This is a genomic window from Chitinophaga skermanii, assembly GCF_003259335.1.
Lineage (GTDB): Bacteria > Bacteroidota > Bacteroidia > Chitinophagales > Chitinophagaceae > Chitinophaga > Chitinophaga skermanii.
On record NZ_QLLL01000001.1, the window covers coordinates 558,590 to 574,138 of the forward strand.

11 protein-coding genes are annotated in these 15,549 nt (G+C 41.0%); 6 read left to right on the forward strand and 5 right to left on the reverse strand.

Annotated elements, in window-relative coordinates:
* The first annotated feature begins 149 nt into the window (after window positions 1–149).
* From LX64_RS02330 to LX64_RS02340, 3 genes are all read left to right on the forward strand, one after another.
* The gene (locus LX64_RS02330) at window positions 150–464 is read left to right on the forward strand and encodes a hypothetical protein (protein WP_111595986.1); all 315 of its coding nucleotides are present in this window, start codon (window positions 150–152) and stop codon (window positions 462–464) included.
* 279 nt (window positions 465–743) lie between these two features.
* Window positions 744–1,031, forward strand: a complete 288-nt coding sequence (locus tag LX64_RS02335; RefSeq protein ID WP_111595987.1) for a hypothetical protein — start codon at window positions 744–746, stop codon at window positions 1,029–1,031.
* A gap of 41 nt (window positions 1,032–1,072) precedes the next feature.
* On the forward strand, window positions 1,073–1,384 hold the full coding sequence (locus LX64_RS02340; RefSeq protein ID WP_148707163.1) for a hypothetical protein: 312 nt from the start codon (window positions 1,073–1,075) through the stop codon (window positions 1,382–1,384).
* Window positions 1,385–1,516: 132 nt separating this feature from the next.
* Here the strand turns inward: LX64_RS02340 and LX64_RS02345 are convergent, their stop codons facing one another.
* From LX64_RS02345 to LX64_RS02355, 3 genes are all read right to left on the reverse strand, one after another.
* Window positions 1,517–2,038: a 3'-5' exoribonuclease domain-containing protein gene (locus LX64_RS02345; RefSeq protein WP_111595989.1), complete on the reverse strand. Its 522-nt coding sequence runs from the start codon at window positions 2,036–2,038 to the stop codon at window positions 1,517–1,519.
* A 54-nt stretch (window positions 2,039–2,092) separates the two neighbouring features.
* Window positions 2,093–2,782 (reverse strand): metallophosphoesterase, encoded by a 690-nt coding sequence (locus LX64_RS02350; protein WP_111595990.1) that lies wholly within the window; start codon window positions 2,780–2,782, stop codon window positions 2,093–2,095.
* Window positions 2,783–2,892: 110 nt separating this feature from the next.
* Window positions 2,893–5,436, reverse strand: a complete 2,544-nt coding sequence (locus tag LX64_RS02355; protein ID WP_111595991.1) for a TonB-dependent receptor — start codon at window positions 5,434–5,436, stop codon at window positions 2,893–2,895.
* A gap of 549 nt (window positions 5,437–5,985) precedes the next feature.
* Between LX64_RS02355 and LX64_RS02360 the strand changes: the two genes are divergently transcribed.
* Genes LX64_RS02360 through LX64_RS02370 form a run of 3 tightly spaced genes read left to right on the forward strand, consistent with a single transcriptional unit; the run spans window position 5,986 to window position 11,449 of the window.
* Complete coding sequence (locus LX64_RS02360; protein WP_111595992.1) at window positions 5,986–8,718, forward strand: TonB-dependent receptor; 2,733 nt, start codon at window positions 5,986–5,988, stop codon at window positions 8,716–8,718.
* A gap of 17 nt (window positions 8,719–8,735) precedes the next feature.
* Window positions 8,736–9,944 carry a DUF4876 domain-containing protein gene (locus tag LX64_RS02365; protein WP_111595993.1) on the forward strand — a complete coding sequence of 403 codons (1,209 nt, stop codon included), beginning with the start codon at window positions 8,736–8,738 and terminating at the stop codon, window positions 9,942–9,944.
* 2 nt (window positions 9,945–9,946) lie between these two features.
* The gene (locus tag LX64_RS02370) at window positions 9,947–11,449 is read left to right on the forward strand and encodes a DUF6850 family outer membrane beta-barrel protein (protein ID WP_111595994.1); all 1,503 of its coding nucleotides are present in this window, start codon (window positions 9,947–9,949) and stop codon (window positions 11,447–11,449) included.
* A gap of 495 nt (window positions 11,450–11,944) precedes the next feature.
* Here LX64_RS02370 and LX64_RS02375 read toward each other — a convergent pair whose 3' ends face one another.
* Complete coding sequence (locus tag LX64_RS02375; RefSeq protein ID WP_111595995.1) at window positions 11,945–14,332, reverse strand: outer membrane beta-barrel protein; 2,388 nt, start codon at window positions 14,330–14,332, stop codon at window positions 11,945–11,947.
* Window positions 14,333–14,454: 122 nt separating this feature from the next.
* Window positions 14,455–15,531 (reverse strand): helix-turn-helix domain-containing protein, encoded by a 1,077-nt coding sequence (locus LX64_RS02380; protein ID WP_111595996.1) that lies wholly within the window; start codon window positions 15,529–15,531, stop codon window positions 14,455–14,457.
* Window positions 15,532–15,549: the final 18 nt, after the last annotated feature.

Sequence of the window (15,549 nt, forward strand, 5' to 3'; positions counted from 1 at the left end):
TCAACCCACTTCGTGCACACTTCAATCCAAGCACGCAGTCCTACCACGCAACTACGATTTTTACATACAGAAATTTTAACACAACACCCTAAAACAAAAACGTTATCACCCTCTTCCGTTTTATTATTCACATTAAAAACTGAAAAACCATGAAAAAACTAATCTTCGCCATCGCTTGCTTGGCTATTGGTTTCACGGCGAATGCAGCCGATTCTAAAACTTCTACACCAGCAGAGAAAAAAGTAGAGGTGAAAACTACTACAGCCAACATCAAAGTTGGTGCAAACAAATTCGAAAAGAAAGACTTTTACCGCATTCAAAGAATGTTTACCATCAACGATTTGTGTGGTAACCACGTAAACGTTTGGGTATCGGCGCCAAACGGTACATCTTTTATTACAATGTACGATGCTGCCTTAGATCACGTAGTAGGTTGCTTGAACTCAAACGGTTGTTACCAATAATTACCTAGTTAGGAAGAGGGTGATTGTTTTGCAGGCTTCGTTAGGATTTCTTACATGTTGTAACGCTTATTTAAAGTGTTGGTAATAGCATGTGTTATCATTCATCAAATATTCCCCAAAACGGCACGAATTTCAAGTCGCCGTATACGGACATTTATCCGCTATCTATACACCATTATGCAATCCCGAATTTTACAGTAAGAGAAAAACGTTCCATAGCATAACCATCCTTTTAACCAATACATATTTCTGAATTACACCAATTTTAAATTGAAAACCATGAAAAGAATTATCATCGCAATTGCTTGCCTCGCTGTAGGTTTCTCAGCATATGCAGCTGATTCCAATACGCCTACTGCTCATCCCAAAAACATTTCGGTAGGTACAAAGAAATCTGAAGGAAAGGATTTCTTCCGTATTCAAAGAACGTATTTGATTGAAGATGCTTGCGGTCAAATTATCTACGTATATGTATCGGCTCCCCATGGCACGTCTAACACGGTGATGTACGATTGTGCATACGATTACGTAATGGGTTGCCTTAACTCAAACGGTTGTTATCAATAAAATCATTCATTTACCACGAAAACATTAAAAAATTGAAAACCATGAAACAATTCATTTTAGCATTCGCTTGCCTAGCAATTGGCTTTTCTGCAAATGCAGCTAATCCCAAATCTTCTACACCGCCAGCAGTTAAAGTAGAAGTAAAAACAACGCAACCTGAAATTAGGGTGGAAGAAAAACAACCAGCAGCAAGCTTCTTCCGCATTCAGAAGAGATTCGATATGTGGGATGCATGCGGACAAATGATTTCCGTATGGGTATCGGCACCAAATGGTACCGCCTGGGATACTATGTACTCCGTAGCTATTCACCACGTAATGGATTGCTTAAACTCAAACGGTTGCTACCAATAGGTTCATAAAGAAAGGATGGTTTTTTATCGACCATGTTAAAGTAAATTATAGCAAACCATTGTTGTTAATGCAGCGCATGAAAAAAGGATTGGATTCATTTCCAATCCTTTTTTCATTTTGCCAAAAGTGTCATTACAAAGTTATCTTCAACCCCATTTCATCAATCATGAACAATAAAGCTTCCGCATTCCCTTTCGCATCATCTACAGGGTGATGCGAATGCCGTGTACGACGGAGATGTTTGAAGTTTTGCTTCGTATCTTTCACCATGCCCTTGTAAAGACTGCCTAAGTTGGTAGAGCTAAACCCAAACGGGTTATTACCTAGAAAATGATGAAAGTACCAATTGATAAACATCCAATCGAATCCATTGTTATCGCTGATAAACATAGGGGAAGATGTGAAACTGTATTTGTTCAGCCAATATTTGAAATCCAGCATTACTTTCGCAGGATCGTCGAATTGCATTGTTTCTTCGCGGCTAAAACCGGAAACGGCTAATGCTTTGGGATCAAATTGATCTGAAATGGGTTTCAAGCGACCATAAAAGGTTTTGTTGAGATCTTTATCCACCAATACGGCGCCAAATGAGATCATAGAATAATTGCCGGGAATCGGGCCATCTGCCTCGATGTCCACCATAAAATACGACATAGTTAGGTTATTAAATGGGTACAAAGATAAAGAGAAATTGATATGTCAATGTTGTTAAGGTGCAAATAATTCTCCCATGCCCAAACAACGAAACCAAACCCCATCATGCTCACCTACATAAGATTGATGGTAATGTCCATAATACCAAGATGTACAATTTGCCTGTTTTACAGTGGAGAATATTTTACTCATGCTAGCGCGTTCTTCCTTTAAATCGTACAGCAATGTAGAATCTTGCTCAGCATAATGCTTCACCAATTCATCGAATGTAAATGGCCATGTTTCGTTTGGTGCGATATGTGAAACGACTATATCAATATTTGTTGTAATGGCTGCTTGTAGCTTGGTTGCATCGTATACGAATACTTCGTCTTCCCAATAATCTTTCCCTGTTTTTCTTTTAGCGCGATCAATGGATATACCGCCACCAATGAATAAAACGTATTGTTCTTCTATTTGTAATACTTCGTAATCTTGTACGAGCACGATGTTTTGTAGTGATACATCTGAACGATGATCCCAAAACCATTTACAATCATGGTTGCCCCGCAAGATGTACATTGTATTTTCACCCTCTCTTAAGAAACGATCTACCTGTTGCAATGCTTTTATATCATCCTCTTTCGATTGGAATCCTACGCCCCAATCGCCCACTTGTATAAACGATGTTTGTCGCAAATCCAGTTGCTTTATCTTATGCAGTATTTGTGGATAACCTCCATGTAAATCGCCTATTAATATCATAATAGGTCTAATATAAAATATTTCAACGAGGGAATAGCACGTCAATATGCGATAACAAAAAACGGCCTCTATATTTATAGAGACCGTTTTTTGTTCGTACGAACGTACAATTACAATCCGTACCGTACTGTTATCCCGAACGTGCGTGGATCTCCTAACACACCGGCATAATGCCCGTAGTTGCCTGCACCTGGTAATAACTGTTCAAAATAGTTAGTGTCGAAAATATTACGCGCCCATACAAAAAGTGATAATCCTGTTGCTGATCTAAATCCTGCACGTGCATTCACCAAGGTATAACCATCTACTACTAAGTATGTGGATGGTGACGGGCTTGATGAAAACTCGCTACGGTAATATCCATCAACAGCTAAGAAGTATTCACCGAAATGCCCTAAGAATCTTTTAGCTTTTGTATTCACTTCACCGCCTAATGATACGGCCCATTTAGAAACACCAGGCAAACGACCACCCGATACATCTTTAAATGTTGGACCACCGGTTTCTTCTAATGGTGGTGGCGCATTCTTGAAGCTCACGTATTTGCCATCGGTATAGGCTACGGCACCGTAGAACAACAAGAATTTCTTGATCTTAATATTACCATCTAACTCAACGCCACGAACACGTACTTTTTCTGCATTCGCTAAGTAACCGCGGTTAACGGATAAATCGGCTGCTTGTACTTGTGTTTGATAGTCTTTAATGTCGGTATTATAGACGGTAAGGTTGAGTAAAGAGTTTTTAGTAGGCGATGTTTTTAATCCCACTTCGTAGTGTCGCACTTCTTCTGGCTTAATCACCGCTAATTCTGTCATCGGTTTACCCGATGCATTTGGTAAGCCGCCTAAGTTCAACCCAACAGGCTTATACCCTGTAGAATAAGTAGCAAAAGCATTTAGGCGATCGTTTGGTTTATACGCCAACGTTAATTGGCCCGACCAGTTAGTATCGTCGATATCGGCTTTGAAGGCTTGGTTCGAGTAAACAACGTTTTTCAAGGCTAACAAGGCTGGGTCGGTGGTTTGTAAGCCGCCGTACGTTTCACGCTTGAAGTCTACCTCTTTATCGTCGTAGTTGAAGCGGATGCCAGGTAATAAGCTCAATTGTTTCGTGATTTTCCAGTCGAGTTGACCAAATACTGCACCACTGAATGTTTTGAGGCGTGGATATGAACGAATACCGTAGCCTTCTACCAGGCCTGGCGTTTTCCACAGTTCGCTGGTGGAGTTTTGAGAGAAACGCCATTGGTCTTTACCGGCTTGTTCAGTATGCGCATCATCAGGATCTAACTTCTGGCCGAAGGCAAATACCCCGAATACAGCACTCAGTTTCTCAGTGAAAGAACCTGCCCAGCGTACTTCTTGCGACCATTGTTTATGTTTAGAAGGAGCTTGCGAAAGAGCTAAACCTTGTAAGCCTGTGAAGTCACGATCGTTCGAAGGGTCCCAATTCCAATACCGCCATGCAGTAGTAGAGGTAAGTGTACCACTGCCCACTTTAATATCCACATTCACAGAAGCACCGCCGAAATCTTGGCCAGAGCGCCATGGTGTATCATGATCGATAATACGATCGAATGGATTGGTACTTGGCACTTTGTAGTTTAAATCTGCTGCAATCGCTGGGAACTGCTGATAAGCAGCCCTTTTGGTAGGCGCTACGCCGGCAAATACTTGCGCATAACCATCTGGACGTTGACGCGAAGCGTCAGCTGCGAAGGTGATTTCTACTTTATCGGAAGGCAAGTAAAGTAAGGAGAAACGACCGCCTAGGTTGTTAATTGTATTGGTATATTTCGTAGTTCTTTGATTGTAAATAGTACCATCGCGGTGTGTACCGGTGAACGATAAGCGTGCCGCTAACTTTTTGCTGATAGGTCCTGTAAGAGTACTTTTAGCTTGTGTATAACCATAATTACCGTAGCTCAGTTCGAAGTTGGCACTAGGTGTGAAACTAGGTTTTTTAGTGGTGAGATTGAAAGTACCAGCTGTAGTGTTTTTACCGAAGAGCGTTCCCTGTGGGCCACGAAGTACTTCAATTTGTTCTACATCGATGAAGTCGATTGTAGTGGCGGCAGTACGGGCGTAATATACACCATCTACATAGAAACCTACACCGGGATCAATCCCATCATTCGTTAATCCAAATGTTGTACCTAAACCCCTAATACTCAAACCTGTATTACGTGGGTTCGAAGAGTACAACTGCACAGACGGAATCAACTCCTTCAAACGGTTCACGTTGAACGCGCCCGCTTCTTCAGCTTGGGAACCACTTATTACTGAAATAGGGATGGGTACTGCCTGTAGTGTTTCTTTACGACGACGGGCAGTAATTACCACCTCGGATAATAAATCATCTTTCGGTAAAGTAACCACTAGTTCTTCCGAAGCACCATTTACTTGCACTTCGGTAGATTTATACCCAATAAAGCTAATCAACAAAAGGAAAGGAGGTTCTTTTTTAGATTCGATCGTGAATTGACCGGAAGTATTGGCTACAGCGTAAGAAGCCGTGCCTTTAACAACAATTGTGGCGCCGATGAGCGGCTCGCCTTCAGCATTTTTAACAATACCCTTCACAAGTGTTTGGGCGTTGAGGAAATGACTGGTAACTAAGAGAATGACAAAGAGCGGTAATATTTTTTTCATGATGCAAATAGGTTGTGAAAATTAATTAGATGGCCACTGTCGTGATGGTGACGTTAGTGTTTGGTTGATAATGTGTTTTGATTGTAATTCGGGGCAGCAACAGTAAGGCCGCATGAATAGTAAGGACGTTTTCATTATAGGTTGATTTTAGTTTCTAAGACGAAAGTAAAATTTAAATCAGATATATCCTATAGAAATGGTAGACTAATAGGGCAAGAAACATACAAGCAAATGATAATCAGCAATAAAAAATTTTGCGGCTTTTGAAATTGGTAAAAAAATGAGCCAGGGAACAGCCAGGGGTATGAGGACATTTAATGCCTTATATGTTTCCTTTGCTTTGCTATGGCTGATTCACTGGTAATCGAAACCGAAAACTCAATGATCGAATCGGGAAAATTTACAGGGAGGAAAGGCTATACAAGGTGCAACCGGGCGATTCTTCAATAACTTTGCGGCCGATCAACTATAGAGAACTAGCAAGTGGATAACAGTAATACGAGAAAACTTTACAACTGGGCAATATTTACATGTATTCTATCAATCGTTTTGCCAACTTTCACGCATGCACAACAGCAGGCGAGCAAGGCCGTATTGTCGGGCCGTATTATCAGCATGGATAATACAAGTCGCCCAGATTCGGTGTTGGTGTTTGCAAAAAAGGATAGCGTACAGTACCGTGCCTTTTCAAATGCGGAAGGCGTTTTCTCATTTGGCGCCATTCCAGTGGGTACTTATAAACTCAGTATTACGAGTATGTTCTTCAAAACAGCACCTCGTACGATCCATCTCCACAAAGATGTATTGGTAGAAATGCCCGTACAAAGCAATCAACGAACTTTACAAGAAGTATTTATAACAGCATCGGAATCAAAAGGTATGACAAGCACGTCTGTGATCGATCGCCGGGCGATGCAACACTTACAACCTTCGAGCTTTACCGATTTATTGGAATTATTACCTGGCGGTCGTGCAAAAGACCCGGTATTAACTTCCATGAACCAAATACGTTTGCGCGAAACGGGGTACGATAGCAGGAGTTACGATATTTCTTCTTTAGGTACAGCTTTCGTAGTAGATGGTGCTACCATTAATACAAGCGCTAATCTTCAAAACTCCGAAAACTATTTCGTGACTGATCCCAACGCATCCCGCTTCTCCGTGAATAAAGGTGTAGATATGCGCAGCATTTCTACCGATCAAATTGAGAAAGTAACTATTATTCGCGGTATTCCTTCTGTTGAGTATGGTGAAGTGACGAGCGGTGTTGTGAATATCGAACGCAAATCGGGTGCCTCTCCTTTTTCTGCCCGTATGAAAGCAGATGGCTTCAGTAAATTATTCTACCTCGGTAAAGGTTTTAATATCGGAACAAAAGGCTGGACTTTAAATACGGATATCGGTTACATGAAAGCGAAAAGCGATCCACGTAACGATTTCAACACTTATAACCGTATTAACACTAGTGTTCGTTTAGATAGAAAATGGGTGGCCAATGGCCGTAGTAATACCTGGCGGAATAGTCTTGATTACAATACTACCATCGACAACCAACGCGTAGATCCCGATAATGGGTATGCCCCAGTTGATAAGTATACATCCAATAGTAATTCATTCCAAGTCAATACACAATTCTCTACCAAGGCAATCAATCATAAAGCTTTTTGGCAGGGATTAGACCTTGGATTCAATGCCTCTTATACGAAAGATAAGATTGATGCTACCAAATGGATTCAAGCGAAATCTGCCGAAATTCTCATTAATTCGATGGAGCCGGGCGAGCATGATGCGAAATATGTAACACCTAGTTATGCTAGTCACCTGTTAGTAGATGGCCAGCCATTTAATGCGGCCTTCAGGATCAATACTACTTTGGGTTTTGATGCATTGGCGGTTCGCCATGAAGTAAAGGTGGGTATGGAATCTCGTTACAGTAAAAACTTTGGTAAAGGCCAGGTATACGATTTAGATTTTCCTACCAGCACTACCATTAGTGCGCGCCCAAGGGCATTTGATACCATCCCTGGTATGTTTAACCAATCCTTCTTCATCGAAGATAAAATAAGTACCTATATCGGTAAAAGCAAATTAACCACTGCCATTGGTGTACGTGGTATGGCTTTACTGGGTATGGACTCGAAATACACCATCGCCAATAAAATCTATATAGATCCTCGTATCAACGCTAAGTTAGCGTTGCCGAAGATGGATGTAGGGAATAAAATATTGAAGATGGAAGTGGGTGCAGGGTACGGGTATGCTACGAAGATGCCTACATTAGACCAGTTGTACCCGAACTTCAAGTACTTCGACTTAGTACAGGCAAACTTCTACCACAATAACCCCGGTATGCGTAAAGCCAATGCAGTTACCTATATAGTAAACAATACCAACTACGATCTTCGTCCAGCTACCAATAAGAAATTCGAGATCAATGTCGATTTCGAAATTGATCACCACCGTTTATCGATCTCCTATTTCAAAGAGAAAATGAATACCGGTTTCCGTGAATCGTCGCAGTATTTGGCCTTGGGGTACAAACAATATTTAATCGATACAACGAAGTTAAATGGCCAAGCACCGGTGTTAAGTGAGCATCCTTATGTGGATAGAAAAAGATATTATACTTATTCATTCGATACGAACGGTAGTACTTTAAATAAGGAAGGTGTTGAGTTCCAATATACTTCTAAACGTTTTGCGGGTATCAATACACGTTTCACGTTGAATGGTGCTTACTTTATATCGATCTACAGTAACTCTATGCCTTACTACGGTTTAATCCCAAGTTCGGTGATTACGAATGGAGATACGTACCAGTACATTGGTATGTATGAAGGTAATAACGGGCAAGTAAGAGAGAGTTTCAATACGAACTTAACCATTGATAGTTACTTACCTAACTTGGGTTTAACGGTATCTACCTCAATTCAAAATATTTGGTTTACCGCTCAGAAGAACGAGCGTAAGAATGGTGTGCCGGTGATGTTTGCCGGTATTGATGAACAGTGGTTGCCGTATACAGAGAAATACTTGACTGACCCGGATTTGAAGTTCTTAACGATACTATATACAGAGTCGGATTTTCAGCGTAAAACCGTGCCGATTGATTTGCAGATGAACATGAAAATCACGAAAGAATTTAAAAAGAAAGCTAGCATATCCATGTTTGTGAATAGGTTATTTACTTACCGCCCCGATTATGTGCGTAATGGTATTAAAGTGTTGAGAAGCGGTTATGTTACCCCGTATTTTGGAATGGAATTGAATTTTAATTTTTAATAAATAAGCAAGGTTATATGCGTCAAACTAAACTATTCTTATTCATATTCGCTGCGATCGGTCTCGTATTGGCAGCATGTTCGAAAGATGAATTAAAAGTGAAAACTTCGCAAGTTGGGGTTGCTTTAACAAACCCAGCTGGTTTAACGAATCCACAAATTACTGATATCGCGGTTGAATTTAAAGAGGTGAACAGTGGTGTTGAATCTAAGTTCAACTTAAGATCGGCAGCAGAATTATCTAACCTTACTTTACCAGAAGGTTCTTATAACGTAAACTTAGAAGGTACGGTAACTTTTGGTGCAGATAACGATCGACAAACCTCTAAAATCCGTGGTTATAAACAAGGTATTATCATTTCAGGTGGAGAAGTAAAATTAAACATCCCGTTATTCTTATACAACGTTGCATCTAAATTCGTATTCCAAGAAATCTTCTTCACAGGTACGGTTACTAAAGAAGGTAAACAATACAATGGTGATAAATATTTCGTTATCTACAACAACTCTGAAGATACTTTATATGCCGATGGTTTAGTAATTTCTGAAGCACAATTCTTAACAACTACCAAAAGAAACTATATTCCAAACATCATGGGCGAAGCTTTCACAGCTGGTTCTATTGTAATGATACCTGGTACCGGTAAACAATACCCTATCTTACCTGGTAAAGGTTTCACCATTGCTAACAACGCAATCAATCACTTGGAATATAACTCGAATTCATTCGATTTAACAAGCGCTGAATTCGAATTAACATTGGTAGGCTCTATTAATGTTGATAATCCAAATGTGCCTGATTTAATTAACCTCAATGGTAATATGACGATGCACAACCGTGGTTTCAAAACGTACGTAATTGCTCGTTTCCCGCAGAATATGACTATCGACGCATACAAAGCAGCTAATTACTACGAATACAAATATTTGAATTCTGCCGGTGATACAACGAAACAAAACGCTTACAAAATCCCGAATGCTTGGATTATGGATGCTGTAAACTTATCAGTAGAAACAAACTACGAGTGGATTTTAACTGATCCTTCTTTGGATATGGGTTGGTCTTACTGTGGTAAAGTAGATTCAGATAAAACACGTTACGGTAAAGCTGTTCGTCGTAAGGAGTTGTTAACAAACCCCGATGGTCGTGTTGTGTTGAAAGATAATAATAACTCTACGCTTGACTTCGATCCTGAAGTTACAGCCAAATACTTGATTAAGCAATAACCATGCGTTGGTCATTCATTATAACGATTTTAGTCTTGGGTACTGCTGTAAAAGCCAGTGCCCAAGATTCTATTCCTACTAAGCTATGGAAGGAACAGGCTTCGCCCGTAACGTATGTTAGGGATGATGTGTATAGCAATCCTGCTTTAAAGTCGTACCAAAGGGTGAATACATATTCACTTATTGCTGCTTCTTACCGCAAGAGCCAACAAGATTTGTATTTACAACAATTGGGCAGTGGTGCAGCGGGGTTACATGTGCATTCAGAAACCTATTTAAAGCCGAATGAAAGAACCACCTTGTGGGGGAAAGCTTATTACACTACGCAAACAATTGAACAAGTGAAGTTCAATGAATCGGCAGATTACAGCATCATTTATCCTTACGTGATGGTGGATTCTGTGGGTGGTAATATGAAATCGGAAACGTATTTTTTTAGTGGTGGTATTGCGCAATCAGTTGGTGTATACCAGTGGGGTGTGAATGCAAGCTTTAAAGGATTGCAGGCTTACAGGAACCGTGATCCACGCCCTAAAAATATATCTTCAGAGATTACCTTAACCTTAGCTGGTTCCCGTAAAATTGGGCAGCACTATGCATTGGGTGTTGATGTTACAGGTGTGAAATACAACCAATCGAATACCATACAATTTGTGAGCGATTTAGGTCGCCCTTTATTGTGGCATGATGCCGGTTTGGGTGTATACAATAAACTGTTAGCAGGTACCCGCGATGCTGCTGTGCATAATGGGTTTATGGTAGGTGGAAAGTTGAATTTTGTACCTACTACGCGGAATGGCTTTTTTGTAACAGCCGGTGTACAACAATACAATGTAGGTAAGAAATTGGGCAGTGTAATTGATGAAGTAGCAAGAACGAAGGAAACGAAGGTGGAAGCTGATTTGGGATATATGCAAGAGCGAAATAATACACAGCTTATTGTAAAGGCCGCTTTCGAATCGGTGAAGAGAAAAGGTATTGAAACGAAATTTGATAACAAAAGCAGTCAATTAAGCCTAGTACCCGTATCGGAAGATCTTCGCTATTTGCATGAGTACACCATTGCACAAGTACGCGCTGTGTACGGTAAAACCGGCGGCTTGGTGGATTGGTTTGTAGGGGCAGATGTATCGTACGACGATCAATCGCAGCGCTATGTAGATCCCAACCGTACATTAACGTACACGAATATTATAGCAGGTGTAGATCTTACTTTACGTAAGCAATGCAGTAACATTTTGTTCTCTCTGCAGGGTGAGTACAAGCAAATTGAAAACCAAGACAAGAACAAAGTATGGAACCTTGATCCCGATAAGCCATCTATCTACCAAATGTTAAATAGCAATTTCGAGTATTTAACTACGGGCGGTACTTACTTCGGTGGCAGCTTGCGCGCCGATTTTCCTGTAGCACCTAAAGTAACTGGGTTTGTACAAGTAAACGGAGCGAATCAAACAGGTATTAATAAAAGCGATTATAAGGCTACCATGGGGGTTCTTTTCTAATAACCCTTATTTGCTAGTTCAAAATAGTGGAAAGTGTCTTAAAAGCAATTTTAAGGCACTTTTTTATTTATACCCTTTGTTGGGTATGTACAGGCTATTTAACAATGGAATTAGTACTGTAAAAATCAGCTAGGCAATTACAAAAGACTTTGTGCGCAATGGGAGTCGATCTAGCATTCATACGACTAACTACCAAGGCATTATGCACTACAACCAAGGTAATAGTAAGGGTAACAACGGGTGTAATACGATAAAACATAATCCTCGCAAAGGTAGACCCACGGTGGTTTACCGGGCTAACTACAGAGAAACTACAGAGAAAGTACAGAGAAGCTACAGAGAAAGTACAGAGAACGTACGGAGGAAGTATGGGTTTTTAATGTAGAAATAGTTGGTTAACAATATGATATGATTTTCTGCCTATAAACGTCTATTCAATCAGCCCCCACACTAACAAAGTGCAAAATATGAGGGCTGTTGAATATCAATATTTTATTAAAATCCGATCCTATTTTCTTCTTCGGTTCGCACGCGTTGTTTAGCTTTTAGTGTTGATTTACCGAAGTTGTAAACAATACTTATGCCTGCGCGGCGGTTCGCATTGTAATGTGTTAAACGGTTATTAATAATTTGTTGCTCGCGGAAGGTGAGCGTTACTTGGTAATTGTCGAATATATCGTAGTAATTCAACTTTACCATTAACTTATTATCTAGGAACGATTTGGAAACGGCTACATCAATGCTACTGTATTGTTGCATGCGGTAAAGACTATTCCCATAAGGCGATTGATACAAGTATCGCAGTTCGAAGGTGAAGCTTTTAGGTAAAGTAAATACCTGGGTACCATTGAGCCTGAAATCGTAATTGGGTATAGCATACACTTGATCCAAATACGGGAACTTCTCCTTTTTATAGTTGAGCTGCAAATTGTGTTGCATTCTCCACCATTTCGTTACTCTCAAAGGTACACTTGTTTCAATGGTAATAAACTCGGTGTATGGAAAATTCTTACCTAAATACTGCAATTCATTCGTTACAGTATCATACAATGGATACCTACCCATTACATCAAATTCTTTGCCGATATTCATACTTACAAACCACGATTTTACCGCGTACGAAAGGTTGATAGTATGGGTAGTTGAAGGTTGTAAGTAGGGGTTGCCTACAAAGAAGTTAAGCGGACTGTTATAAAACCTAAAGGGGTTTAGTTGTGCAAATACCGGTCGCGTCATCCTGGCAGCATAAGAAAAGCTTACTTGCTGCTGTGCTTGCAATTGGTACGACAAACTAATGCTAGGCAATAACCGGGTAAAATTGCGCTCCGTGATGTTTTTTGTTGTGATGGCATTGGCTGCCGATTGCGTGTTTTCAACCCGGAGACCTACGCTGTATTGTAATTTACCCAATTTCCTTTCATACGATACGTACCCGGCATGCACATATTCATTGTAATTAAAGCGGTTTGTACGACCGCTATCCACTACGAAATTCTTTTCCACATTTAAGGTATCATAACGAAGATCATTTTTAGTGATATTGGCAGCATAGCGTCCACCGAACCTTAAGGTGCCTTGGAACAAGGGGCGATTAACATCTACTTGTGCACTAGTGATACTTATATCATTTTGCAGCTTGGTTTTCCACTGTGTTAGCAGGGCTTTGGTAAAGTCGTTGTAATGCTGGAAATCTTCTGTTTGTTTTGATGTGGCCTGCATGCGATTACCTAGGAACTGGATGTTGGTTTGGCCAATATGGCCGGTATAGTTTAGGTTAAATGTATTGTTCGTGTTTTGTGGTAATGCTAGGTTAAAGCTATGCGATACATCTAGCAAAGTGGTTTTTGCCGCATTGGTTGTACTTAGCATACTGCGGGCACCTGTTTCACGGTCGGTATTGTTGCGCCGCCAAGAGAATTCTACTTGGTGGTTTTTGTTGATCGTGTATTCTGTTCCTACTAAAAAGTTGAGGTTGTTGTTGTGGTAGGATACGTTGTTGGTTGTACTCATCCAATTCGTATTGGCCAATTGTTGGTAAGCGTTATAGCGGTACAAGGTGGTGCCGAGGGTATACCCAATTCTACCGGTATATACGAACTTCGGGGTTTTATACGTAAGGCTTGTGTACCCTTCAGCAAAGCTGGCTGCATTTTGTTGCAGGTAAATGTTGGCTGTACCTTGTAAACCCAAGGTAGCATCGCGCTTTAGTTTAATATCAATAATGCCCTTGTATTCACCATCATACCGGGCACTCGGTTGTGCTATTACCTCGATCGACTGTATACTATTGGGAGGTAAACCGCTAAGGTATTGTTCAATTTCCCCGGGCGTTAACACCAACGGTTTGCCATCAATGAAAATCGTGGGCGTATTACGCCCCGAAATTTGCAAGGCCCCGTCGGTGCCCCTGGTGATACCCGGAATTTTCGTTAACACATCGAAGGCATTCATCGAAGTATTGTATAAAGCATTGTTGGCCACGCTTATAGTTAGTTTGTCGGCTTGTAGGGACTGGGTAGGGCGACTGCCGCTAACGGAAACAGTACCGAGTTGCTGGGTATTAGGAACGAGGAAAATGGTACCGAGATTAGATTGGGCGGAGGAGAGGATATGGAATTCGGTATATTTTCGTTCGTACCCCAATACGGTTGCCAGTACATAGTACCTACCGGGCGCAACGTTCGTTAAACTAAAAGCACCGGCCGAGTCGCTTACTTGTCCTTTTACGAGGCTGGAATCTTCTTTTTTCAATAGGCTAATTGTAACATATCCTACTTCGCTTTTCGTTCGTTCATCGGCTACTTTTCCTTGCAGGGTAACCTGCGCAAAAATATTGCATGGTAACAAAAACGCGAGGCAGGCAATCATAGAGATGCGCGGCATAAAATCGTTTTCAGCAAACGTATGGGATAGCGGCTTTCTTGGGGTCTGATCTTATAGAAATGCACGTCCTGATTTATAATATAGGACGGTGATTGGAATTGATTGTGTTGGAAATGAGTGTGTTATAGTTTATTTGCTTGTTCTTTAAAACCAGCTGGTGTGGCACCTGTCATCTTTTTAAAAGCGGCGTAAAAGGTGCTTTTGGAGTTGAAGCCTACCTCGTAACCAATGGCTTCGAAGGTAAGGCGGTCGTCCTGCGCAATTAATTTGCATGCTTCTTCTACCCTGTATTCGTTCATGAACGTGGTGAAGCTTTTTTGCAAGTTATCGTTGAGGAATTGGGAGAGTTGGTGGGAAGAGATGTTCATCAATTTAGCCACCTCGCTTATTTTCAAATTAGGATCTTTATGAATGCCTTGGGTAGCTAATAAATGGAAGAGTTTTTCTTTCAAACCCGAAGCCGCCACCTCGTCAATTTTCTTCTTCCCATTCCCTTTCGCTTGGTTCGCTTCACCCCCACTCAAAATATTCCCGATGCTAGCCCGCTGGAAATAGAAAAACAAGGTGAGGTACAACAAGAAGGTAAACATAATAGCGCCGCTGATATAGTACCGGATAGCTACAAGGTTATACATCGACAAATCATATACTACTTTCACCGCTAAGTTGGCAAGAAAAAGCAATAACCAAAATTGCTCGGTTGCTTGTAAAGGGCGCGACCTTGTAAAGAAGGTTTTCATCACCGGCCACAAAACAACACCCGAGGCAAGTATAAACCCAGCCCAAACGAGGTAAATCACCTGTATAACCCCGTTATTCCAAAATGCCCGGTTGGTATCGTAAGGAAGAAAGATATTGATGGCTAGCATGCTTACAATTAAACATGCCCAAGTAAGTTGCCAACTTTTCGGAATGCTTGTTTTTTGCTGCATGGCTGCCCGGTAAAAGTAATACAGCGCAGGTCCAATAAATAGGCAGGCCGATAACCCAATTTGTGCATATACTTTCGGCATTTGCGGGTTAAAGTACAAGAACACCGATTTGGCAACACGGATACTGATCATTAACAACAAAACCCCCAGCAGCCGAGCTGCTAATGAGTGTGTACGCTTACTAACGAGCAAGTACGTACTTAGTACCAACCCGTTAAAGGCGCCGAGCAAGCTCACGAACGACACTATTTGTTGCATGAAATTCATGCCCTGAATTTAATCAAT

Bases quoted from the DNA above. Each gene is read 5' to 3' on its own strand.
- LX64_RS02330 (WP_111595986.1), top strand. From the start codon at position 150: ATGAAAAAACTAATCTTCGCCATCGCTTGCTTGGCTATTGGTTTCACG.
- LX64_RS02335 (WP_111595987.1), top strand. From the start codon at position 744: ATGAAAAGAATTATCATCGCAATTGCTTGCCTCGCTGTAGGTTTCTCA.
- LX64_RS02340 (WP_148707163.1), top strand. From the start codon at position 1,073: ATGAAACAATTCATTTTAGCATTCGCTTGCCTAGCAATTGGCTTTTCT.
- LX64_RS02345 (WP_111595989.1), bottom strand. From the start codon at position 2,038: ATGTCGTATTTTATGGTGGACATCGAGGCAGATGGCCCGATTCCCGGC.
- LX64_RS02350 (WP_111595990.1), bottom strand. From the start codon at position 2,782: ATGATATTAATAGGCGATTTACATGGAGGTTATCCACAAATACTGCAT.
- LX64_RS02355 (WP_111595991.1), bottom strand. From the start codon at position 5,436: ATGAAAAAAATATTACCGCTCTTTGTCATTCTCTTAGTTACCAGTCAT.
- LX64_RS02365 (WP_111595993.1), top strand. From the start codon at position 8,736: ATGCGTCAAACTAAACTATTCTTATTCATATTCGCTGCGATCGGTCTC.
- LX64_RS02370 (WP_111595994.1), top strand. From the start codon at position 9,947: ATGCGTTGGTCATTCATTATAACGATTTTAGTCTTGGGTACTGCTGTA.
- LX64_RS02375 (WP_111595995.1), bottom strand. From the start codon at position 14,332: ATGCCGCGCATCTCTATGATTGCCTGCCTCGCGTTTTTGTTACCATGC.
- LX64_RS02380 (WP_111595996.1), bottom strand. From the start codon at position 15,531: ATGAATTTCATGCAACAAATAGTGTCGTTCGTGAGCTTGCTCGGCGCC.